The following is a 21,158-nucleotide window of genomic DNA, read 5'->3' as shown; positions in this document are numbered from 1 at the left end:
GTTACTGAGCGTCCAGTTGCTTGCCACGGGTTTCCGGCAGGCTGAGTGCCGCCAGAATCACCACGCCGTAGGAAACCGCCGCGAACGCGCCGATCCCCACGCTCAATGGCACCGTCTGGCTGAGCAAGCCAATCAGCAACGGGAACAGCGCCGCCAGCGCCCGGCCGATGTTGTAGCAAAAACCCTGCCCCGAACCGCGAATCCGCGTAGGAAACAGTTCGGTCAGGAACGCGCCCATGCCGCTGAAGATCCCCGAGGCAAAGAAGCCCAGCGGGAAGCCCAGCCACAGCATGACGCCGTTGCTCACGGGCAATTGCGTATACAGCAGGACGATGGTGAACGAGCCGACCGCGAACAGGATGAAGTTCTTTTTGCGCCCAAGGATGTCAGTCAAATACGCACTGATGACATAGCCAACGTAGGAACCGATGATCACCATCGCCAGATAACCGCCAGTGCCGAGTACGCTCAAGCCGCGTTCGTTCTTCAGGAAAGTCGGCAACCAGGAGGTGATCGCGTAGTAGCCACCCAGAGCACCCGTGGTCAACAACGAGGCGCGGAACGTGGTGAAAAGCATGCCGGGGGCGAAGATCTCGTAGAACTTCGAAGGGTTGCTCGGCGCTTCCTTGGCTTTGGCCTGACGGTAGATTTCCGGATCCTTGACCAGTCGGCGAACGAAAATCACGAAAATCGCCGGCACAATGCCGAGAATGAACAGTGCGCGCCAGGCGTCTTCCGGTGGCAGCAGCGAGAACAGCACTGCATACAGAATCGCCGTCAGCCCCCAACCCAGCGCCCAGCCGGATTGCACCATGCCAACCGCCTTGCCGCGATCCTGGGCGCGAATCACTTCACCGATCAACACCGCACCGGCTGTCCATTCGCCACCGAAACCGAAGCCCATCAGGGTGCGCGCGATCAGTAACTGTTCGTAGTTCTGGGCGAAGCCGCAGAGGAAGGTAAAGAAGGCGAACCACAACACGGTCAGTTGCAAGGTGCGCACGCGACCGATGCGGTCGGAGAGAATCCCCGCCACCCAGCCACCGATGGCCGAAGCGATCAGCGTACTGGTGTGAATCAACCCGGCCTCGCCTGTGGTGATGCCCCACATGGCAATCAGGGTCGGCACCACGAAGCTGAGCATCTGGGTGTCCATGCCGTCCAGGCCATAGCCGATCTTGCAGCTCCAGAAGGTGCGGCGTTCCTGCTGATTGATGTTGCGATACCAGTCGAAGGGTCCCGGACGGGCGGTGGCTTTGGGGATGTCGAGGGTGTCGGGCGCACTCATGGCAAATCTCCGCGCATATTTTATTGGTATTGTTCTGAGCCCCGACGACGCCTATCGTGGGAACCGGATGCGTCGATTCTTGGATGTCCGGCCCCTTTGCGTCCAACTAATAAAACCCCGCCCCAGCCATAAGAAAACTTTATCCCCCGAGCTGATGACATGAACCTGAAGTTTCTAGAGACCTTCGTCTGGGTTGCCCGCCTCAAGAGTTTTCGCCTGACGGCAGACAAGCTTTTCACCACCCAGGCGTCGATTTCCAGCCGCATCGCAGTGCTCGAGGGCGAGCTTGGAGTGAAGCTGTTTCTGCGCGATTCCCGGGGCGTGAGCCTGACCCCCGAAGGCTTGAAAGTGCTCGATTATGCCGAGCGGATGCTGGACACCATGCAGGCGCTCAAGCAGTCGATCGAGACCCGTTCGAGCAAGGCCGGACGGGTACGCATCGGCGTCATGGACACGGTGATCCACACCTGGCTCAGCCCCTTGGTGGCGCAGATGACCGACCACTACCCGCTAGTGGAAATCGAGCTGGTGGCCGATACCTCGCTCAACCTCTGCGATCAGCTGCAAAAAGGCTTTCTCGATGTGATCCTGCAAACCGATCTGTTGCGCCAGGAAAGCGTGCGCAGCCTGGAGCTGGCCAGCCACCCCATGGGCTGGATCGCCGCCAGCAATTCCCTGTACAACCGCGAGTACTCAGGCATCGCCGACCTGGCCGGTGAGCGCATCATTACCTACTCGAAAAACTCCCATCCGCATCAGGAAGTGCTCGCCCTGATGCAGGCCAACGGCGTCATGGCGCCGCGATTGAACTGCGTCAATTCGGTGTCGGCGATTACCCGGTTGTTGCGTGACGGTTTCGGCATTGGCGCGTTGCCACCGGTGCTAGTCGCCGAGGAGCTGGCACGGGGGGAATTGTCCTTGCTCGACATCGACCAGCGACCGCCGGACCTGCAAGTGGTGGTGTCGTGGCGAGTGGGTGTGGAGTGGGTCGAGGAGATTGTGGCGTTGTGTCAGCAGGTGCTTGAAGACTATGCGCAGAAGGTGGGTGACGCTTACGTCACCTTGAGCAAACCTGCGGCCAGCTGAAAGCTAAAGATCGCAGCCTCGTTGCACTCGACAGTTCCTACAGGGGATCGCGTTTTCTGTAGGAGCTGTCGAGTGCAACGAGGCTGCGATCTGTTGATCTTTTTACAACCCGCGCAAATCCCGCTCTTCGATCGGCCGGCTCTGGCGCAGGCGCTTGCCGCCCAGCACCACCCAGTCGATCAGGCGGAACAGGCACTCCAGGCCGAACGACAGCAGCAACGCGCCGCTCATGCCCCAGATCATCGCCTCGGGTGTCAGCAGAATCTGGTAGCTGTAGCCGTTCCAGGTCTCCTTGCGAATATCCGGGTCGGCGGCCAGGACCACTTGCAGGACACGGATGTACCAAGGTCCCTGCATCGCCTGGAACTGCTTGTCCAGCGCCATCTGGCGGGTCAGCAGATTGCTCAGGCTGTCGGCATCGCTGCGAAAGATCGGGTCGTCGCTGGCGCGGTAATGGGCGACCAGGGCCTGCATGTCACCCTTGAAGAACTGATTGGCCGTGCCCTGGAAACCGCTCAAGCCGGCTTGCGCCTCGATCAGGTGCGCTTCGACCCGCTTGGCGTAATCGCTGATGAACCCCGGCACCTGGACACCGATCAACAGGCCCGCCGCAAACAACACCAGCCGTAGATAACTGAGCAACATGGGAGATCCTTATTCGGTCCGGCCCTGGCTGACGCATTCGCCGCGTCGCCACAGGCTCCATTGACCCGGTTCGTAGCGAGTCCAGGTTTCGTTTTCGGTCAGGGGTTCGGTGGCGATCACCGTGACCACGTCGTTGGGCGTGGTTTCGGCCTGAAAGTCGACAATCACGTCGACATCCTTCAAGCGTGCCGGGCCGAATGGAGCGCGGCGCGTGATCTGCGCCAGCTTGGTCGAGCAATAGCAGAACAGCCAGTCACCGTCACTGAGCAGGCAGTTGAACACGCCTTTACTGCGGTATTCGGCGCAGGCCGCCACCAGGTCCGGCAGCAATTGTTCGACCTCGACCGGCTCGGGGAACGCTGCACGCACGCGGTTGAGCAAGTCGCAGAATGCCGCTTCGCTGTCGGTATCGCCAACGGGGCGGTAGAAACTGGCGGCCGGCTGGAAGTCCGCCAGTTGGCCGTTATGGGCGAAACACCAGTTGCGCCCCCACAGCTCACGGACGAACGGATGGGTGTTGGACAGGCAGACCTTGCCGACGTTGGCCTGGCGGATATGCCCGATCACCACTTCGCTCTTGATCGGATAACGCTGTACCAGATTGGCGACTTCCGACTCGCAGCTCGCGGCCGGGTCCTGGAACAGGCGCAGCCCGCGGCCTTCGTAGAAGGCGATGCCCCAACCATCGCGGTGCGGGCCTGTGCGGCCACCGCGCTGCATCAGCCCAGTGAAGCTGAACACGATATCGGTCGGGACATTGGCGCTCATGCCCAATAACTCACACATGCTCGGATTCTCGATGAAGGCAGGGCAAGGTTACAAACGCGGTTCGACTCGCATACGCTGGGGATTGGCCGGCACAGGCGCACGACCGTAACGATCATCGCCGGCACCGCCGAACGGTTGATCATTTTCCCGGTCTTCGGCGCGGGCGGCGGCGTTGGCGGCCGCTGCCTGTTCCTTGCGGGCATTGGCAGCACGCTCGATCGGAAAGCGGATCGCGACAAACACCAGGTAGATTGCGAACGCGATCATGCCGTACATGAACAGATCGGAAATCGCCCGCCAGGCGTTGTTGCCGACCTTGAACAACAGATCAAGGGCGGTGATGGCAATCGATGGAGCGACCTTGGCCTTGACCGGGTCGATGATGGTCGGGCTGAACAGCAGCACGGCGACCAGCAAACGCAACGGCTCACGCAGCCAACGCCACATCCAGCGGGTGATGCGCATCCACACCAACAGGCAGCCTATGGCGGCGAAGGCGTAGAGGCCCCAGGCAATCAGATAGTCGTTCTCGGTCATGGTGTCCATGGCAAGGCAGGCAAAGAGGCGCTTATGATAACGGCTTTTCGCCCTTCAGGCTGCCCAAATCCAGCCAGCAACGTGCCTCACCCTGTGGGAGCGGGCTTGCTCGCGAAAGCGGTGTGTCAGAAAACATAGTCTCGACTGACACCCCTCTTCGCGAGCAAGCCCGCTCCCACAGGGGGTGATGCCCTTATTTCGTATACTGTCCGAGAGTCCTCCATGCCCCTATCCGCCACCCTTTGCGACGCTCCGATTGCCCACAAGGCTGAAGGCTCCGATCCCTACGCCTGGCTGCAGGAGCGCGACACCGAGGCAGTGCTCGACTACCTCAAGGCCGAAAACGCCTATCAGGAAGCACAAACCGCCGACCAGGCCGCATTGCGCGAGACCCTGTTCGAAGAGATCAAGGGCCGGATTCTCGAAACCGACCTGTCCCTGCCCTCGCCTTGGGGGCCGTACCTGTATTACACGCGCACCACCGCGGGCGACGAATACGCCCGGCACTACCGCTGCCCGCGCCCGGCAGATGACAGCCTGACCCTCGACGAAAGCCGGGAACAGCTGTTGCTCGACCCGAACGCACTGGCCAATGGCGGTTTCTTTTCCCTTGGGGCGTTCAGCATCAGTCCCGATCACCAGCGCCTGGCCTACAGCATCGACTCCAGCGGCGAGGAGATCTACACGCTGTTCGTGAAGGAGTTGTCCGACGGGCGTGTCAGCGAACTGGAGTTCCAGGACTGCGACGGCAGCATGACCTGGGCCAACGACAGCCTGACCCTGTTTTTCGGCGAGCTGGACGACACCCATCGCCCGCACAAGCTGTACCGCTATCGCCTCGATGGCACTGCGGCCGAAGAAGTGTTCCATGAGCCCGATGGCCGCTTCTTCATGCATTGCTATCGCTCCAGCTCCGAGCAGCAATTGCTGCTGTCCGTGGGCAGCAAGACCACCAGTGAAGTCTGGGTGCTCGACGCCTCCCAGCCCCAGCAAGCCTTTACCTGCATTGCGCCGAGGGTCGAAGATCACGAATACGACGTCGACCACGGTACGTTCGACGGTCAATGGACCTGGTTCATCCGCACCAACCGCGATGGCATCAACTTCGCCTTGTACACAGCCATTGATAACGGCGGCGCGCCGAGCGAGTCCGACTGGCAGAACCTGATCACGCACAGCGATACGGTGATGATCGATGGCGTCAGCCTCAATGCCGGCGCCATGACCCTGAGCCTGCGCATCGGCGGCCTGCCGATCATCGAGGTTCACCCCGAGGGTCTGCCGAGCTACCGCGTGCAACTGCCCGACGCTGCCTACAGCCTGCACGTGCAGAACAGCCTGGAGTTCCTCAGCGAGCGCATCCGCCTGCGCTATGAGGCATTGAACCGTCCGGCGCAGATTCGCCAGCTCGACCTGGCCACAGGCGAGCAGCAAGTCCTCAAGCAAACGCCGGTGCTCGGTCCGTTCGATGCCGACGCCTACGTCAGCCAGCGCCTGTGGGCGACCGCGCCGGACGGTACGCAAGTGCCGATCAGTCTGGTGATCAAGCGTGAGGACCTCGGCAAACCGGTACCGCTGTACCTCTATGGCTACGGCGCTTACGGCGAAAGCCTCGACCCGTGGTTTTCCCACGCGCGCCTGAGCCTGCTCGATCGCGGCATGGCCTTTGCCATTGCCCATGTGCGTGGCGGCGGCGAGCTGGGGGAAGCCTGGCATCGCGCCGGCAAGCAGGAGCACAAGCACAACACTTTCAGCGACTTCATCGCCTGCGCCGAACACTTGATTGCCGAGGGCTTCACCTCCTCTGCACAATTGGCGATCAGCGGCGGCAGCGCCGGTGGCCTGCTGATCGGTGCGGTACTCAACCAGCGCCCGGAGTTGTTCGCTGCCGCTATCGCCGAAGTGCCGTTCGTTGATGTGCTCAACACCATGCTCGATCCGGACCTGCCACTGACCGTGACCGAATACGACGAGTGGGGCAACCCCGAGGAGCCGGATGTCTATGAGCGGATCAAGGCCTATGCCCCGTACGAAAACGTCACCGCTCAGGACTATCCCGCGACCCTGGTGATCGCCGGCTACAACGACAGCCGTGTGCAGTACTGGGAAGCGGCCAAGTGGGTGGCGAAGCTGCGCGCGAACAAAACCGACGACAATCCACTGCTGCTCAAGACCGAACTGGGCGCCGGTCATGGCGGGATGAGCGGTCGATATCAGGGATTACGTGACGTAGCGCTCGAATATGGGTTTTTGTTCAAGGTTTTGGGCATTGCCTGAGGAACCTGGCCCGACGAAACGGTCTTAATTCCTGACGCCTCGGGCCGATACAACACTATCCCCCTGTGGGCGCCTTTGTGGTGAGGGGGCTTGCCCCCGTTGGGCTGCGAAGCAGCCCCAAACCCGGTGTCCTGAATTCATTCTGATAGATCGGGTGTGCTATGCGACCGCTACGCGGTCGAACGGGGGCAAGCCCCCTCGCCACAAAGCTCGCTCGTACATTAGGGGATTGCGGTGTATTCATAATCCAGCCAGTAAAAGACACTACAAAAAGACCGCAACGACATGTCAGAACCGACCTTGCTTAACAACGAAATCCGCGACTGGCTGATGGATTGCGGCCTGTTCAACCAGCTGCTGCCAGCGGACTTTGCCGCCGCCTCAGGCTACTTCAGCATCAGTGCCATCCCCCAGGGCGAAGAAATTTTCCAGGAAGGCGATGCCGGCAGCTTCATGTGCATCATCCACAGCGGCCAGGTGGCGGTACAGAAAACCACCGCCGACGGCCAACGGGTAACCATCGCCACTTTGCGCAGCGGTCGCTCGTTCGGTGAAATGGCTGTGCTCGACGGCGAGCGGCGCTCGGCCAGTTGCGTGGCGGCGAGCAACTGTCAGTTGCTTAACCTGGGTAAGGACTCACTGGAAAAAATGCTCAACGACGCGCCGAAAATCGCCGCGAAGATCATCCGTGCCCTCGCCGTTTCCCTCTCCAGGCGCCTGCGCATGGCCGACGGGCAACTGCTTTCACAGCAGGTTTAACCGCCCGGCGACTTGGCTTTCGGTGGTTGCGGTGTAAGCCCTGGCAACGGCTGGTCTTTGCTCGGCGGGCTGGGCATTTCCATCGGCACCAACGGCGGACCGCTGCTGCCTGGGCCAACCCTGGGCAAAGGTGCGGGGCTGATCTGCGGATATGGTGTAGGCGTCGCAGTGCCGGGAGCACCGAGCGTCGACGCGGGGCTGACAGGAATGGTTTGCAGCTGTTGGGCCTGCGCTGCAGTTATCGAGAGCGCGGCCAGGGCAATGACCGTTAGAATGGTGCGCTTCATCAATGGCTCCGTTGGCCTTGTCGTCATAAACAGGCTACTCCCAACTGCGTCGGTTTGCCCTCCTGAGTTCTGCCAATTTTCTTCAAGTGAGCCCCATGAAACGTTTTGTTCTGCTCGACACCACCCCTATTCCTGAAAACGGCGGCGCCCTGTGCCTGTTCGAGTACGGCGAGGATTTCGTCATCAAGATCCAGGGCGGTGACGGCGGGCAATTAATGAACACCCGTATGCACGGCTCCGAAGACGCCCTGGCCGAGATCCCTTGCCGCAAAGTCGCTGGCCGACCGAATTCACGGGTGCTCATCGGCGGACTGGGCATGGGCTTCACCCTCGCCTCCGCGCTCAAGCACCTGGGCAAGAGCGCCGAAGTGGTGGTGGCCGAGCTGGTGCCAGGCGTGGTCGAGTGGAACCGCGGGCCCTTGGGCGAAAAGGCCGGCAAGCCGCTGCTCGACCCACGCACGGTAATTCGCATGGAAGACGTCGCCAAGGTACTGCAAGCCGAGCCACAGGGTTTTGATGCGATCATGCTCGATGTCGACAACGGCCCTGAAGGACTGACCCAGAAGGCCAACAGCTGGTTGTACTCCGCAGGAGGCCTGGCGGCCTGCGCCAAAGCCTTGCGGCTCAAGGGCGTGCTGGCCGTGTGGTCGGCCAGCGCCGATCGGCAATTTTCCGACAAGCTGAAAAAAGCTGGCTTCAAGGCCGAGGAAGTCCAGGTCTTCGCCCATGGCAACAAAGGCACCCGTCACACCATCTGGATTGCCGAGAAGCTCAAGGGCTAGGCTAAACTTCACCCTATAACTGTCATTAGTCTTTCTACAAAGGTGAACCCATGAGTTCGTCCACCCCGACCAACACTTCGAAGCTGGATCGCATCCTTGCCGACAACCAGCGCGACAAGGAAATGGGCTACCGCGACAAAGCCCTGAAGATGTACCCGCACGTGTGCGGCCGCTGCGCCCGTGAGTTTTCCGGCAAGCGCCTGAGCGAACTGACCGTGCACCACCGCGACCACAACCACGACAACAACCCGCAGGACGGCTCGAACTGGGAATTGTTGTGCCTGTATTGCCACGATAACGAGCACTCTCGATATACCGACCAGCAGTACTTCGGCGAAGGCTCGCTGAGCACACCAAAAATCGCCAAGGCGACGCACAATCCGTTTGCGGCTTTGGCCGGGTTGATGAAAAAGGAAGACTGAAGATTTTTAGCGCCTGAACCGGCCCCTTCGCGAGCAAGCCCGCTCCCACAGTGGATTGGAGGTGAGCACTCAATTTATGTGCGCTTCAGGTCCAGTGTGGGAGCGGGCTTGCTCGCGAAGGCAATTGCGCAGACACCACTAATCTGCGAACAGACCACTGCCACCCATTCCCCGTATAATCGCGCTTTTTTCCTGAAAGGCGCTTCGCTCGTGGCAGACAAACGGTACAGCTGCATCGGTTTGTACAACCCAAAATCACCGGAGAACGTCGGTTCGGTGATGCGCGCCGCTGGCTGTTATGGCGTGGCGTCGGTGTTCTATACCGGCAAGCGCTATGAACGCGCCGCTGACTTCGTCACCGATACCAAGCGAGTCCACTACGACATTCCGCTGATTGGCATCGACGACCTGAAGAAAATCCTGCCCCTGGGCTGCGTGCCCGTTGCCGTTGAACTTGTCGACGGCGCCCGGGCGCTGCCTGAATACACTCACCCGGATCGCGCGCTGTACATCTTCGGCCCCGAGGACGGTTCGCTGGATCAAGAGATTCGCGACTGGTGCGAAGACGTGGTGTACATCCCGACCACCGGCTGCATGAACCTGGCGGCCACCGTCAACGTCGTGCTCTATGACCGCATGGCCAAGGGTCTCAATACCCGATCCGGGCCGAAATTCCGCTGAAGTGCCGCACATCCGATGGAACAAGCTGGCCGTTTCGGCAGTCAGCTTAACTATCCATTACTGAATCAACCCTTCCTGCCTGGAGTCAGATCATGAGCGAACTCAAGCGCGTCGAGCGTATCGAATCCACACCTTTCCAGAGCCCATCCGAGCAAAACGTGCAGGGCTGGGAACGCATCGGTTCCCTGGCGGGCGGCGTTGTGATGGTCGGTAAAGGCCTGCGCCGCGGCGGTATTTTCGGTTTGATCCAGGTGGCCATTGGCGGCGTCGCCCTGGCCCGCGGCATCACTGGCCATAGCTCGGCGAAAAGCCTGCTGGAAAAAAGCCGTCAGGACATGAACAACGTGCGGGCGAAAATCCAGCGGGCCGGGGAAGAGTTGAGCCAGTTGAAGGCCAATGCCGAGGCCGCGACAAAAACGGCAACTGTCACGGGCAATGATTCGCTGCAATCGCCGAAAGCCGGGGTCTGATCCAAGCGTTCTGGTGAGGCTGATGGCCTCATCGCCGGCAAGCCAGGTTCCACTTGTGGGAGCTGGCTCGCCAGCGATAGCCGAGTTACTGAAGCAACTCGGTATCCAGTACCTTCGACGAATCCCCGATCACACTCTCGCTGAGCTGCACAAACGCCTTGGTATCAACGTTCTCCAGGCGCATCACCCCACGCAGCACATCATCGAGCGAACGCTTGTTGTGGGTTTTCAGGCGAATCTCGCGATCCAGCTCTTGCAATAACACCACCGCCCTGGCCACCTGCGCCGGGCTCGCCGATTCAACGCGCAAGGTCGTGACCTTCTGGCCTGTCTTGATCAGCTTGGCGTGCAGACTTTCGTACCGCTCATCGCTCATGCCGCCGGCCCGCCGCACCAGTTCGATGGCGTAATACTCGGCAAGACCTTCGCTGATCCAGTCACTGCGCTGCGTGTCGTTGATTCTCCCGCACAGCTGAGCCAGTTCACGCACCAGGACGCTGGTGCCGCTTTCGCTGACCAGCGGCAGACGGCTGTTGAGGTAGATCGACTCATGTGCCGCCTGGCTGCCTCGCCACATGGGATCGCTGGCGCCGACAATCAGCAGTTTGGTCGGGTGTCGGGAATAAACCGCCTGTACCTGGGGCCAGACGAAGGTCAGCATGGTCAGCACATCCATGCGGCGCATGCCCTGCCCCTGGGGAGAGGCGACGGTGACTTCGGTTTCCCCAAGCCGCGTGCGCCGGCTGCCGAGGTGGCCGGCGAGCATCCAGCCCGTGGGCCGGTCGAACAGGCGGGAGGGATTATCGATGCGGAATTTGTTCGTGCCGATGCGCGGCCAGGCGGTTTCGACGCTTTTCCAGCCACTGGGCAGTTCAAACTCAAGGCGCGCCACCAATTCGACGCCATCCTGCTGATCGAGTCGGGCCGGCGGCACCAGGTCGTCACCGCGCATCAAGGCCCAGGTCGGGGTCATACGGCTATCGAAGCTGCCATTGTTGCGCCCGTGGCTGATGCGCACGCGATAGGTCAGGCTGGCCTTGTCGGCGCCTGGTTGCCAAACGCCCCGTGCTTGGCTGCCCGGCGTCAGCTGCCATTGGCCATCGGCCTTGAAATCACTGTAATGGCTGCCGTCACCAAGGTCGAAATCCAGACTGCGCACTGCCGAACCCTGGGCCAGGGTAAGGCGCACTTCGGCCTGATCGCTCTGCGGCAGCAAGCGCACGTGATAATCCAGATCAACCTTGTTCGCCGCCCACACGGGCGAACCCAGGGTCAGAAATCCACAAGCCAACGCCAGCCGCCATCCCACAGCCATACACACTCCTTCGTGAAACGCTAAAACCCCGGGCGATCAGCCCGCCCGGAAAATCAGGTGATCTTCCCAATCATCTTCCGGCACGCTGCCTTCGGCCAGCATGCGCCCGGACTGGGAGATGCGCTCGTGGTGCACGGCATCGCGATCACCGCACACCAGGTGATGCCACAGCGGCAGATCCTTGCCTTCGCTGACCAGGCGATAGCCACAGGTCGGTGGCAGCCACTTGAACTCGTCGGCCTTGCCCGGCGTGAGCTGGATGCAGTCCGGCACGAAGTCACGACGATTAGGGTAGTCAGTGCACTGACAGGTTTTCAGGTCCAGCAGTTTGCAGGCGATGCGCGTGTAATAGACGCTGTTGTCGTCTTCATCTTCAAGCTTTTGCAGGCAGCACAGGCCGCAGCCGTCGCACAGCGATTCCCATTCCTCTTGATCGAGTTGATCGAGGGTTTTGCGTATCCAGAACGGTTCGACTTTGGCGGCCATGGCTCGAGCATCAACATCAGGTGGTGAAAAGGCCGCCAGTCTAGTGCCCCCGGCCCGTTGGGCCAAGCATTGGCGACTGTCGGTACATCGCACTTGTCAGTTATTGCGCTGCCAAGTAGCTTTGCCAATCGCAAGGAGCCATACCCGCGTGCCATAAACGCTCGACCGCGTTGCATTGCAGTAGTCTGCCAGGCTCTCGACAAACCTCATCGCCCAGCTCAACTGCGCCCGCAGGTTTCAGACAACTCTCTTTCAAACGTAGCAAGGAATCTCTTGATGAGTGCCAACCCACGCGTTGCCGAATACGCCATTCACCCGCAGTTCACTGATCGCTGGTCCCCTCGCGCCTTCACCGGCGAAGCCATTCCCGTCGAGACCCTGCTGAGCTTCTTCGAAGCCGCACGCTGGGCGCCATCGGCGTATAACTCGCAGCCTTGGCGCTTTCTTTACGCCCGTCGCGATACACCGAACTGGGAGCGTTACCTGGGTTTGCTGAACGAGTTCAACCGCAGTTGGGCGCAACACGCCTCGGCCCTGGTGATTGTGATCTCGAAGACCACCTTCGCCGCACCCGGTGCCACCGAAGAAACCCCGGCCTTGTGGCATACCTTCGACACAGGCTCGGCCTGGGGCCACCTGGCGCTGCAAGCGAGCATCAGCGGCTGGCACACCCATGGCATGGCCGGCTTCGACCAGGAACTGACCCGCAAGGAGCTGAACATTCCTGAAGGCTACGCCCTGCACGCCGCCGTTGCGGTCGGCAAGCTGGGTGACAAGGCAAGCCTGGCGGACTACCTGCAGGCCCGCGAAGCGCCAAGCCCGCGGCAGCCGCTGAGCGAGCTGGCGGCCGAGGGTGATTTCACCCTCTAACTCCCACAGCATCCCCTCCTGTGGGAGCGGGCTTGCTCGCAAAGGTGGTGAACCAGTCGACATTTATGCTGGCTGACACACCGCCTTTGCGAGCAAGCCCGCTCCCACAGTCGATTGGGGTGATTTTAATACCCGCGATCGAAATCCACTTCCCCGCGCATCCCTTCGCCCGCCTGATACGCCCGCAGGTTCTCGAGGAACAGCTGTACCATCATCGCAGGTGAAGTCGGTGCCGAGCTGTGGCCGGTCAACAGCAACCCCCAGGCAGTCCAGAATGGGTGTCGTTGCGGCAACGGCTCCTGGCGGCACACGTCGATTATCGCGCCAGCCAGATGCCCTTCTTTCAAGGCCTCGACCAGGTCCGCATCGACCACGGCGACACCGCGTCCGACGTTGATAAACAGCCCGGTCGGCTTGAATTGCCTGAACAGCGCGGCATCGTAAATATCGTGGGTGTCCGGGGTATTGGGGAGCAGATTGACCACATAGTCCGCGTCGCCGACCAGTCGCGGCAGATCCGCCAGTGCACCGACTTCGATAAAGGGGGCCTGCTCACGGGCGCTGCTGGCGATGCCGTACAGTTCAACGCCAAACGGCACGAGGAACTGCGCCACACGCTGGCCGATATCACCGGTGCCCACAATCAGCACCTTGCGCCCCGCCAGACTGCGGCTTGCGCGATTGTCCCACTTGCGCTCGACCTGGCTGACCAGTCGCGCCAGCACTTCACGTTCATGACCGAGCATGTAGGTCAGTACATATTCGGCCATGACCTGACCGAAAATCCCCACTGCGCGGGTCAGCCGATAGTGGCGAGGCAAACCGTCGGCCAGCAGTGGAGTGATGCCTGCCCAGGTCGATTGCAGCCATTGGGGCTGGTGGCCCTGACGCAACAGCGTGGCCAGCAGATCAGGTTGACCAAGCCAGACCGGGCAATCGGCGGCCTGACTGGCCAGTTCGGCGGAATCACCGCTGGTCAGCACCTTCAGATCCGGCGCAGCCTCGCGCAACAACCGGGCGTAGACGGGGTGGTCGTGTTCGGCAATCAGAACGCGCATGCTTCAAACCTTTCAAAAACAGTGCAGATGGCCGCCGACAACGCTTCACAACGTCGTCACGGCCACCGCGAAAATCCTTCCAGTGTTTCATAAAGGCTCTGAACAGAACCTGTCTGGGTTTTACATCGGGTCGTTGCGGCGCAGCAGTTCTTCCGGCAAGTGCTCGATATATTCATCCTCGGCCGGAGGCATCTGCAGGTGATAACCCTGTTTTTCCAGGTTCTCCAGCACGACGGCAATGTCTTCGCGCGACAATTTGCGCTCGGGCGTCAGCACCAGGTCAAAAGCATGGATGGCTTTGCCGAAGGCGGCCATCAAAGTCTCCGGCACGCGCTCCAGAGCATCGCTCTTGAGCACATACAGGTACATTTCGTTTCTCTTCGAGCTGCGGTAGATGGAGCAAATACGTTTCAAGGCTGTTCTCCGGCGGTGGCCAGGCTGTCGAGCAGCGCCTGGCCCATCAATTCGCGGCGCCAGCCACGCAGCGAATCAGGCAATTGGTAGGGACCATTGGGGAAACCGCTCTTGAGCAGCGCTTCCAGGGTTTTCTTGCGCAGCATCAGTTCCGGCGCGATGTTCAGGCGCTCGGCCTCGGCCTGGCCGATGGCTTTGAGTTGCTTGAGCAATACGGCAGCGTCCACCGGCAACGGCTCCGGCACGGCTGGCGGCCACTGATCAGGCGACACACTGCCAGAGCGCTTGATCAGATCAAGCAGAAACTCGCCGTCCTGACGCACGGTACGCGGGTGCATGTCTTCGATTTTCGCCAAGGCACCGAGGTTGTCCGGCTGCGTGCGCGCCAGTGGCCACAGTGAGTGTTCACGAATAATACGATTGCGTGGCAAATCACGGGCCCGGGCTTGCTGTTCGCGCCAGGCGCAGAGTTCACGCAGTACGGCGAGCTGGGCGCGGGACAGTTTCCAGGCCAGCTTGGCGTCGCGATAGACCTCGTATGGGTCGGTTTCGCGGCGCAGGTTAGCCACCAGCTCGGCACCGTCCTCGAGCACCCAGGCGTATTTGTCATCGGAAAGCTTCGGACGTAGCTGTACGAAAACTTCCGCCAGGTGCAAGGCATCTTCGGCGGCGTAGCTGATCTGGGTGTCGGACAACGGCCGCTGCAGCCAGTCGGAACGGGTTTCACCCTTGGGCAGGTCGATGCCGAGCACTTCCTGCACCAGTCGCGAATAGCCCATGGAGAAACCCAGGTTCAGATACGCGGCGGCCAGTTGTGTATCGAACAACGGGGCCGGCAGGCTGCCGGTCAGGCGCAACAGGACCTCGAGATCCTCGCTGCAGGCGTGCACCACTTTGACCACGGCCGGGTTTTCCAGCAGCGCGGCCAGGGGTTGCCAGTTGTCGATGGTCAGCGGGTCGATCAGGTAAGCGCGAACGCCATCGCCAATCTGCAGCAGGCCGGCGATGGGGTAGAACGTGTCGACCCGCATGAATTCGGTATCGAGGGCAACGAATGGCAGCTGCTGCCACTCGGTACAAAGCCGACCGAGGCTATCGTTGTCGCGAATCCAGTGAATATCGATGGCCACACGGCTCTCCCTTGAAGAATGGCGCGCAGTATATATCGCCCCCGGCGATTTCCGCGCATCCACTGAACAAGAGCGTTAGCGAAAATTCGTGCCTGATACCAAGAATAGTCCGACAAATCGACGCTAGCTGGCCTTGCCCAGTACGTAAACGCGCATCCGCGCGCAACCGGGCAGGAAATCCTGTTGGTTGAGCAAACTGAAACCCGCCTGCCGGATTTCGTTTTCCACTTCGGCCTTACCCGGTAACGACCGGGTCGCGACACCCTCCCCGTCGCAATGTTGTCCCTGGAAGCGACCATCGAGGTGGACCGCCACAATCACTGTATCGCGGCTGACCCGATGGAACTCGCCAAGCATCGCCAGACGAAGTTCGCGGGTGGTGAGGTGTTGAAACACTTGCATGCAAAAAATGCAGTCAACCGCATTCTCCGACAAGCCGATGGCGAAAGCCGAGCTTTGAAAGGTCTTGACCCGTTTGAACAGACTCTGTGGATGGTGGGTGCGCGCATGATCGAGAATGTCCTGGGACGGATCAGTCGCAAGAATCACTCGATTGGCGTGCCCGGCCAGTACCGGCCAGTATCGCCCGACTCCACAGGCCACATCGAGGATCAGACCGGGTTCACCAGCGACCTTGAGCGCATTACGTACCAGCCGCTCCTCGCGCCAGTACCGCAGACGCTCGACCAAGCCTGGCGTGTGCGGCTGCAGGCAGACGCGCGCGTGCTCCTGATCGTAACGCCGGGCAATTTCAAGCTCGAAGGCGGATGGGGGCTGGAAGGACATGTGCAATGGCTCTTGGAGAAGGATTACAGGCCGCTGGTCGGCGGCCGTCGCGTGAGACAGGGTCGAAGCAATCAATCCTTGGCCAACACGCCATCGATCACCGCGCCGCGACATCCGGCAAACATATCCAGACCCTGGTTATAAACCTTGCTGTCGACCTCCAGCAGGCCGAGCATCGAATGAAACAGGTTGTCCTGACTCAATGGCATTTCCCGGCTCAGTTGCAGGCAATGAGTGTCCACCGAAAACGACTTCTGATAGCTGTCGGAGAACCAGGCCAGCATCGCCACATGCTTTTGCTGGTCTGGCGCCAGCATGTAAGGCGTGCCATGGAGAAACAGGTTGTATTCACCCAGGGACTCGCCGTGGTCCGACAGATAAAGCATGGCGGTATCGACCTTGTCCTGGTTCTTGCGCAACAAGTCGATCAGGGTCGACAACACATGGTCGGTATACACCAGGGTGTTGTCGTAGCCATTGACGATACTTTCGCGACTGCAGTTGTTCAGCGCGTTACTTTCACAGACCGGGGTAAAGTGTTCGAACTCTTTCGGGTAGCGCTTGAAGTACTCCGGACCGTGGCTGCCCATCTGGTGCAGGACCAACACCGTGTCCTTATCCAGCGTATCGATAAAGTGCTGCAAACCCTGCAGGAGGATTTCGTCGCGACATTCACTGTTGGCGCACAGCACCGGGTCTTTCAGGTTGCTGACGTCGTCGAGGGTGACGCGATCGCAGGTACCCTTGCAGCCTGACTGGTTGTCACGCCAGATCACGTCGAGGCCGGCGCGCTTGAGTACATCCAGCAGGCCTTCTTCATTTTTGGCCTTGCTTGCGTCGTAATTCTTGCGCCCCATATTGGAGAACATGCAGGGCACCGACACTGCTGTTTCAGTGCCGCAGGACTTCACATCGGTAAAGGCAATCAGGCCAGCTTCCTTATCCAGTTTCGGCGTGGTGTCGCGGTTATAGCCGAGGACGCCAAAGTTCTCCGCCCGGGCACTTTCACCGACCACCAGCACCGTCAAGGACTTGCGACCATGGGTTCGCCAGGCAGGATCGCGGCGGGCGTCTTCACCGACTCTGACAAAAGGCTGGCGTGCTGATACGACCTGCTCGCTCAAGTAACCGGCGGAGGCACCGATGTAGTTGCTCGGAACTGCCATCAAGTGCAGTTCATGGTGATTGCGAAACAGTGAAGAAAGGCCTTGATAGTTAACCAGCGCGACACCACCAATGACCGCCGCCGAGGCAAACATCACGAGTGCCTTGCTTAATAACTCACGATGCCAGCGTCGATAGCTTATCGGAGTTTTCCACAACAACCAGGTTGGCAATACGCCGAGGAAAAAAATATAAGCAAGCAACTTGAACGACAGTAAGTCGCGCACTTCCGTGGCATTGGTTTGAGCGAAGTTGCGCAACATGCCAACGTCGATCAAGACGCCGTATTGGCCCATGAAATAAGTAACGCCCGCGCTGATCATGAACAGCAGGCTCAGCACCGGTTTCAGCACCGGCCGTAAAGCCAGAAAGGTCAGGAAAATATTGAAGGCGGCGAAGATCATCACCCCGAATGCCACCCGCATGGCAATGCCTTTACCGTCAGACGCGGTGATTTCGAACAGGTGCTGCCACAGCACAAAATTGAAGCCAATTAACAAAAATGCGCTGGCAATCAGTGTCACCCACTCGGGGCGCACGGTTTTGATCTTAAACATGAGGCTCGGCTATTCCTGAAGATAGGTGCCTTCGGCAAATGTGAAAAATTCATTTACCGTGACAGTACTCATGCTAGAAAGCCGACCATCAATTTTTTGTGAAAAAGAAGCCAACGATTAGTTGGCTCTTAATAGGATTCTAACGTTTACGCTATTTGAGAATAATTAACTTTAATTCAGGCCTGATGCAAATACCACCGCCAATCCTGTTCCCCGACCTCCCCCATGAACTGGCGATACTCGGCGCGCTTCACGGCCAGATACACACCAAGGAATTCACTGCCGAACGCATCCTTTGCCCAATTCGACGCTTCCAGTGAACGCAGCGTGGTCAGCCAGTCGGTCGGCAACAGCTTGCTGGCCTGGGCGTAGCCATTGCCCTCGACCGGCGCACCAGGATCAAGTTGCTCACGGATACCCCGATGAATCCCGGCCAGAATCGCCGCCGCCGCCAGATACGGGTTGGCGTCGGCGCCACAGATGCGGTGTTCGATATGTCGGGAGAACGCCGGACCACCGGGCACGCGCAAGCTGACGGTGCGGTTGTCCACACCCCAGGTGGCTGCCAGCGGCGCATAGCTGTTGGTCTGGAACCGGCGGTAGGAATTGGCGTTGGGGCAGAACAGCAGCAGGGAATCGAGCAAGGTAGCGAGCATGCCACCCACCGCCTGCCTGAGCAGGGGTGTGCCGTCCGCGGCTTCGCTGGCGAACAGATTGTTCCCCTCCTCGTCCGCCAGACTGACGTGCATGTGCATGCCGGTGCCGGCCAGATCATCGAAAGGCTTGGCCATGAAGCAGGCCGTCATGCCGTGCTTGTGGGCGACGCCCTTGACCAGGCGCTTGTAACGCACCGCTTCATCCATCGCCTGCAAGGCATCGGTGCGGTGCTCCAGGGTGATTTCCACTTGTCCCGGTGCGTACTCGGAAATCGCCGTGCGCGCGGGAATCCCCTGGAGTTTGCAGGCGTTGTAGAGGTCGGCCAGAAACGGTTCTATCTGCTCCAGCTCACGCAAGCCGTAGACCTGCGTCCCGCGCGGGCGACCGCCGTCGACATCCCGCGCCGGTTGCGGCCGGCCATGACTGTCGCGTTGCTGATCGAGCAGGTAAAACTCCAGTTCGGCGGCCATGACCGGGTAATAGCCATCGGCGTGCAGGCCTTCAATGACTTTCGCCAGCAAGTGCCGGGGATCGGCGATGGTCGCCGGCATGCCTTCAGTGGGGTGCATGCTGACCTGCACCGCCGCTGTTGGAATCAGACGCCACGGCATGCGCGTCAGACTGCCGCTGATCGGGTAAGCCCGGCAATCGATATCACCGACATCCCAGACCAGCCCGGAATTTTCCACATCATCGCCGTTGATGGTCAGGCCCAGGATGGTGCTCGGCAGTGGCCGACCACTTTCATACACCGCCAGCAATTCATCCCGATGCAGCAACTTGCCCCGGGGCACACCGTTGTTGTCGAGGATGAACAACTCGAACATCTCGATATCCGGGTTCTGGTCCAGGAATGTCAGGGCTTCTTGCTTGGTGGCAAAGGTGGTCGTGGCACAACTCATGAGAATTCTCTTTTTTCCGCGTCGGGCAAACGCGCAGGCGCTGCCGCTTTGATCCGGCGCGCAGCGCGGGACCTGTAAGAAGATCAACGGGAAATGCAAAAATCCGGCGGGCGCGCATGGCGACAGTGCCATAACGCCCAGAAGGCCAATTCAGAAGGGAGTGCAGAGAGACTGGGGGCGGTGGCGCACGTAAATCGACGACCAAGGCTCGACGCTCGAACGCCGTTGCATGCCTTGTAGTGGATTGTGACTGGCCAACCGTCCATAGAGCGAACCGAGTAAACAGATGAGCAGCAGCGTCACACGGCGGCTTGAGGGGTTAAATCGGGATTTGAAGAACTTTGGTTGTGAAACGACTAAACATCTCCCGTACATCCCGGGCTTTTTGTGGGAGCGAACCTGCTCGCTCCCACAGTATTTTGTGTCGTTTAGCGCAACGCCAAACAGGCAACCACCTGAAATTCAGCCGTTGATAGCCGCCTTGCTGTAGGAGTCCCGATCAATATCAAGAATCTCCACACACAACTGAACCTCCACCCCGGCCGGCCACTCACACAAATCCTGCACCACCGCCAGCAGGCTTTCAGACAGCTGCTTCTTGATCTGCGCCGAGCGGCCGCTCAACAACGCCAGCTTCACATGCACGAATGCCCGCTCGGCCAATGCCGTTCCGACCTTGAATGCCTCAACCTTGACGGCGCGGCTCTTGATGTCGAATTCAGCAGCAAACTGGCCGGACCCCACCAGCGTATTGTTCAGCCGCATCAACGCCACATCGGCATTCAGCGCAGGCAGGTTGGCGGTGTATTCCATGTGCAGGTGAGGCATGAGGTAGCTCCTTAAGGGGTCCGAAGGTCGTACGTATAACACGGCAACACGCTGTTCACTCGGGCGGCGGCAACACGTCACGCTCGCTCATGAAGGCTTCCAGGCGCGAACGCAACCAGCGCTCGGCGGGATCGGTATCGACATGACTGAGCCAGACCATGGACAGATCCAGGGTCGGTGTCTCGAAAGGAAAGGGTTCCTTGAACAACAACCCTGATGCTGCCATCGCCTCGGCAGTGTAGTCCGGCAGGCTGGCAATCAGGTCAGTCCCGGCGAGCAAGGCCGGCAACGCGCTGTACTGCGGCACCGAAAGCACCACCTGACGGCTGCGACCTATCTCTGCCAGCCACTCATCGGCATAACCACTGACATTGGCGGTGTGCGACACCAGCACATGCGGGCGCGAACAATATTCATCGAGGGTCAGCGGCGCATCAGAGGCATCGGCGCGCAGAATGCTCGGCTGGATATGGCGCAGCAACTTGCGCTTGGCATTGGCCGGCAAACCGCGTGTCTGACTGATACCCACGGTGATATCGCCGGACGCCAGCAGATCGGGAATCCGCCAGTAATCGACGTGCTGCACGACAAACACCACCTTCGGCGCTTCCTGGCGCAGGGCCCGCAGCAACGGCGGCAACAGGCCAAACTCGACGTCGTCGGACAGCCCGATGCGAAAGGTCATGGTGCTGCTGGCCGGATCGAAGTCATGGGTCAGGCTCAAGGCCACCGACAACGAATCCAGTGCCGGCGACAGGTGCCTGATGATTTCCTCGGCCCGCGCCGTCGGCTCCATGCGATGGCCGACTCGAATGAACAACGGATCATTGAACATCGCACGCAAGCGATTGAGCGCAGAACTGATGGTCGGCTGACCGAGGAACAACTTCTCCGCCACCCGCGTGACGTTGCGTTCGAGCATCAAGGTCTCGAACACCACCATCAGGTTGATATCGGCCTTGCGTAGTTCGTTGCGATTCATTCCCTGC

23 protein-coding genes are annotated in these 21,158 nt (G+C 60.1%); 8 read left to right on the top strand and 15 right to left on the bottom strand.

Annotated elements, in window-relative coordinates; translation table 11 throughout:
• Position 1 precedes the first annotated feature (1 nt).
• Entirely contained in the window at positions 2 to 1,288 is a 1,287-nt protein-coding gene (locus tag ASE98_RS10400; protein WP_060541280.1) for an MFS transporter, read from the bottom strand.
• Between the two features lie 159 nt (positions 1,289 to 1,447).
• On the opposite strand from ASE98_RS10400, the gene ASE98_RS10395 reads away from it, so the two are divergent.
• Positions 1,448 to 2,374, top strand: coding sequence for a LysR family transcriptional regulator (locus ASE98_RS10395; protein ID WP_060541279.1), 927 nt, complete (start codon positions 1,448 to 1,450; stop codon positions 2,372 to 2,374).
• Positions 2,375 to 2,476: 102 nt separating this feature from the next.
• Here the strand turns inward: ASE98_RS10395 and ASE98_RS10390 are convergent, their stop codons facing one another.
• Genes ASE98_RS10390 through ASE98_RS10380 form a run of 3 tightly spaced genes read right to left on the bottom strand, consistent with a single transcriptional unit; the run spans position 2,477 to position 4,333 of the window.
• On the bottom strand, positions 2,477 to 3,019 hold the full coding sequence (locus tag ASE98_RS10390) for a DUF2937 family protein (protein WP_060541278.1): 543 nt from the start codon (positions 3,017 to 3,019) through the stop codon (positions 2,477 to 2,479).
• A gap of 9 nt (positions 3,020 to 3,028) precedes the next feature.
• Positions 3,029 to 3,805, bottom strand: a complete 777-nt coding sequence (locus ASE98_RS10385; RefSeq protein WP_060541277.1) for a class II glutamine amidotransferase — start codon at positions 3,803 to 3,805, stop codon at positions 3,029 to 3,031.
• 30 nt (positions 3,806 to 3,835) lie between these two features.
• Positions 3,836 to 4,333, bottom strand: coding sequence for a hypothetical protein (locus ASE98_RS10380; protein WP_060541276.1), 498 nt, complete (start codon positions 4,331 to 4,333; stop codon positions 3,836 to 3,838).
• Between the two features lie 213 nt (positions 4,334 to 4,546).
• On the opposite strand from ASE98_RS10380, the gene ASE98_RS10375 reads away from it, so the two are divergent.
• Entirely contained in the window at positions 4,547 to 6,601 is a 2,055-nt protein-coding gene (locus tag ASE98_RS10375) for a S9 family peptidase (protein WP_060541275.1), read from the top strand.
• 285 nt (positions 6,602 to 6,886) lie between these two features.
• The gene (locus tag ASE98_RS10370) at positions 6,887 to 7,360 is read left to right on the top strand and encodes a cyclic nucleotide-binding domain-containing protein (RefSeq protein ID WP_060541274.1); all 474 of its coding nucleotides are present in this window, start codon (positions 6,887 to 6,889) and stop codon (positions 7,358 to 7,360) included.
• On the opposite strand, the gene ASE98_RS10365 is transcribed toward ASE98_RS10370, so the two are convergent.
• Entirely contained in the window at positions 7,357 to 7,647 is a 291-nt protein-coding gene (locus ASE98_RS10365) for a hypothetical protein (RefSeq protein WP_060541273.1), read from the bottom strand. The genes ASE98_RS10370 and ASE98_RS10365 overlap by 4 nt on opposite strands.
• A 95-nt stretch (positions 7,648 to 7,742) precedes the next feature.
• Here ASE98_RS10365 and ASE98_RS10360 point away from each other — a divergent pair, with 95 nt between their 5' ends.
• The 4 genes from ASE98_RS10360 to ASE98_RS10345 all read left to right on the top strand — a co-directional run bounded on the left by ASE98_RS10360 (position 7,743) and on the right by ASE98_RS10345 (position 10,002).
• Positions 7,743 to 8,429 (top strand): spermidine synthase, encoded by a 687-nt coding sequence (locus ASE98_RS10360; protein ID WP_060541272.1) that lies wholly within the window; start codon positions 7,743 to 7,745, stop codon positions 8,427 to 8,429.
• Positions 8,430 to 8,479: 50 nt separating this feature from the next.
• On the top strand, positions 8,480 to 8,851 hold the full coding sequence (locus ASE98_RS10355) for a YajD family HNH nuclease (RefSeq protein WP_007944009.1): 372 nt from the start codon (positions 8,480 to 8,482) through the stop codon (positions 8,849 to 8,851).
• 210 nt (positions 8,852 to 9,061) lie between these two features.
• Positions 9,062 to 9,532: an RNA methyltransferase gene (locus ASE98_RS10350; protein ID WP_060541271.1), complete on the top strand. Its 471-nt coding sequence runs from the start codon at positions 9,062 to 9,064 to the stop codon at positions 9,530 to 9,532.
• A gap of 92 nt (positions 9,533 to 9,624) precedes the next feature.
• Positions 9,625 to 10,002: a YgaP family membrane protein gene (locus ASE98_RS10345; protein ID WP_060541270.1), complete on the top strand. Its 378-nt coding sequence runs from the start codon at positions 9,625 to 9,627 to the stop codon at positions 10,000 to 10,002.
• Between the two features lie 85 nt (positions 10,003 to 10,087).
• Here the strand turns inward: ASE98_RS10345 and ASE98_RS10340 are convergent, their stop codons facing one another.
• Entirely contained in the window at positions 10,088 to 11,317 is a 1,230-nt protein-coding gene (locus ASE98_RS10340; RefSeq protein WP_060541269.1) for a hypothetical protein, read from the bottom strand.
• 36 nt (positions 11,318 to 11,353) lie between these two features.
• Entirely contained in the window at positions 11,354 to 11,803 is a 450-nt protein-coding gene (locus tag ASE98_RS10335) for a YcgN family cysteine cluster protein (protein WP_007944020.1), read from the bottom strand.
• Between the two features lie 276 nt (positions 11,804 to 12,079).
• Here ASE98_RS10335 and ASE98_RS10330 point away from each other — a divergent pair, with 276 nt between their 5' ends.
• Positions 12,080 to 12,673: a nitroreductase family protein gene (locus ASE98_RS10330; RefSeq protein ID WP_060541268.1), complete on the top strand. Its 594-nt coding sequence runs from the start codon at positions 12,080 to 12,082 to the stop codon at positions 12,671 to 12,673.
• Between the two features lie 125 nt (positions 12,674 to 12,798).
• Here the strand turns inward: ASE98_RS10330 and ASE98_RS10325 are convergent, their stop codons facing one another.
• The 8 genes from ASE98_RS10325 to ASE98_RS10290 all read right to left on the bottom strand — a co-directional run bounded on the left by ASE98_RS10325 (position 12,799) and on the right by ASE98_RS10290 (position 21,151).
• Positions 12,799 to 13,731, bottom strand: coding sequence for a D-2-hydroxyacid dehydrogenase (locus ASE98_RS10325; RefSeq protein WP_060541267.1), 933 nt, complete (start codon positions 13,729 to 13,731; stop codon positions 12,799 to 12,801).
• Positions 13,732 to 13,851: 120 nt separating this feature from the next.
• Positions 13,852 to 14,145, bottom strand: coding sequence for a YcgL domain-containing protein (locus ASE98_RS10320; protein ID WP_060541266.1), 294 nt, complete (start codon positions 14,143 to 14,145; stop codon positions 13,852 to 13,854).
• A complete protein-coding gene (gene rnd / locus ASE98_RS10315; RefSeq protein WP_060541265.1) occupies positions 14,142 to 15,275 on the bottom strand; it encodes a ribonuclease D in 1,134 nt (377 codons plus the stop codon). Before rnd ends, ASE98_RS10320 begins: the two co-directional genes overlap by 4 nt.
• Before the next feature lie 123 nt (positions 15,276 to 15,398).
• Positions 15,399 to 16,061, bottom strand: coding sequence for a class I SAM-dependent methyltransferase (locus tag ASE98_RS10310; protein ID WP_060541264.1), 663 nt, complete (start codon positions 16,059 to 16,061; stop codon positions 15,399 to 15,401).
• A 71-nt stretch (positions 16,062 to 16,132) separates the two neighbouring features.
• The gene (locus ASE98_RS10305; RefSeq protein WP_060541263.1) at positions 16,133 to 17,782 is read right to left on the bottom strand and encodes a phosphoethanolamine transferase; all 1,650 of its coding nucleotides are present in this window, start codon (positions 17,780 to 17,782) and stop codon (positions 16,133 to 16,135) included.
• 176 nt (positions 17,783 to 17,958) lie between these two features.
• Entirely contained in the window at positions 17,959 to 19,341 is a 1,383-nt protein-coding gene (locus tag ASE98_RS10300; RefSeq protein WP_060541262.1) for a glutamine synthetase family protein, read from the bottom strand.
• Positions 19,342 to 19,803: 462 nt separating this feature from the next.
• The gene (locus ASE98_RS10295; protein ID WP_060541261.1) at positions 19,804 to 20,169 is read right to left on the bottom strand and encodes a 5-carboxymethyl-2-hydroxymuconate Delta-isomerase; all 366 of its coding nucleotides are present in this window, start codon (positions 20,167 to 20,169) and stop codon (positions 19,804 to 19,806) included.
• Between the two features lie 55 nt (positions 20,170 to 20,224).
• Positions 20,225 to 21,151: a LysR substrate-binding domain-containing protein gene (locus ASE98_RS10290; protein WP_060541260.1), complete on the bottom strand. Its 927-nt coding sequence runs from the start codon at positions 21,149 to 21,151 to the stop codon at positions 20,225 to 20,227.
• Positions 21,152 to 21,158: the final 7 nt, after the last annotated feature.

This window comes from Pseudomonas sp. Leaf48, from assembly GCF_001421885.1.
GTDB lineage: Bacteria > Pseudomonadota > Gammaproteobacteria > Pseudomonadales > Pseudomonadaceae > Aquipseudomonas.
The sequence above is the reverse complement of the archived record's forward strand: the minus strand, read 5'-3'. Positions and strand labels throughout refer to the sequence as shown.

Bases quoted from the DNA above. Each gene is read 5' to 3' on its own strand.
- ASE98_RS10390 (WP_060541278.1), bottom strand. From the start codon at position 3,019: ATGTTGCTCAGTTATCTACGGCTGGTGTTGTTTGCGGCGGGCCTGTTG.
- ASE98_RS10385 (WP_060541277.1), bottom strand. From the start codon at position 3,805: ATGTGTGAGTTATTGGGCATGAGCGCCAATGTCCCGACCGATATCGTG.
- ASE98_RS10380 (WP_060541276.1), bottom strand. From the start codon at position 4,333: ATGGACACCATGACCGAGAACGACTATCTGATTGCCTGGGGCCTCTAC.
- ASE98_RS10370 (WP_060541274.1), top strand. From the start codon at position 6,887: ATGTCAGAACCGACCTTGCTTAACAACGAAATCCGCGACTGGCTGATG.
- ASE98_RS10345 (WP_060541270.1), top strand. From the start codon at position 9,625: ATGAGCGAACTCAAGCGCGTCGAGCGTATCGAATCCACACCTTTCCAG.
- ASE98_RS10395 (WP_060541279.1), top strand. From the start codon at position 1,448: ATGAACCTGAAGTTTCTAGAGACCTTCGTCTGGGTTGCCCGCCTCAAG.
- ASE98_RS10295 (WP_060541261.1), bottom strand. From the start codon at position 20,169: ATGCCTCACCTGCACATGGAATACACCGCCAACCTGCCTGCGCTGAAT.
- ASE98_RS10355 (WP_007944009.1), top strand. From the start codon at position 8,480: ATGAGTTCGTCCACCCCGACCAACACTTCGAAGCTGGATCGCATCCTT.
- ASE98_RS10340 (WP_060541269.1), bottom strand. From the start codon at position 11,317: ATGGCTGTGGGATGGCGGCTGGCGTTGGCTTGTGGATTTCTGACCCTG.
- ASE98_RS10305 (WP_060541263.1), bottom strand. From the start codon at position 17,782: ATGTTTAAGATCAAAACCGTGCGCCCCGAGTGGGTGACACTGATTGCC.
- ASE98_RS10335 (WP_007944020.1), bottom strand. From the start codon at position 11,803: ATGGCCGCCAAAGTCGAACCGTTCTGGATACGCAAAACCCTCGATCAA.
- ASE98_RS10375 (WP_060541275.1), top strand. From the start codon at position 4,547: ATGCCCCTATCCGCCACCCTTTGCGACGCTCCGATTGCCCACAAGGCT.
- ASE98_RS10300 (WP_060541262.1), bottom strand. From the start codon at position 19,341: ATGAGTTGTGCCACGACCACCTTTGCCACCAAGCAAGAAGCCCTGACA.
- ASE98_RS10360 (WP_060541272.1), top strand. From the start codon at position 7,743: ATGAAACGTTTTGTTCTGCTCGACACCACCCCTATTCCTGAAAACGGC.
- ASE98_RS10310 (WP_060541264.1), bottom strand. From the start codon at position 16,061: ATGTCCTTCCAGCCCCCATCCGCCTTCGAGCTTGAAATTGCCCGGCGT.
- ASE98_RS10330 (WP_060541268.1), top strand. From the start codon at position 12,080: ATGAGTGCCAACCCACGCGTTGCCGAATACGCCATTCACCCGCAGTTC.
- ASE98_RS10325 (WP_060541267.1), bottom strand. From the start codon at position 13,731: ATGCGCGTTCTGATTGCCGAACACGACCACCCCGTCTACGCCCGGTTG.
- ASE98_RS10365 (WP_060541273.1), bottom strand. From the start codon at position 7,647: ATGAAGCGCACCATTCTAACGGTCATTGCCCTGGCCGCGCTCTCGATA.
- ASE98_RS10400 (WP_060541280.1), bottom strand. From the start codon at position 1,288: ATGAGTGCGCCCGACACCCTCGACATCCCCAAAGCCACCGCCCGTCCG.
- ASE98_RS10290 (WP_060541260.1), bottom strand. From the start codon at position 21,151: ATGAATCGCAACGAACTACGCAAGGCCGATATCAACCTGATGGTGGTG.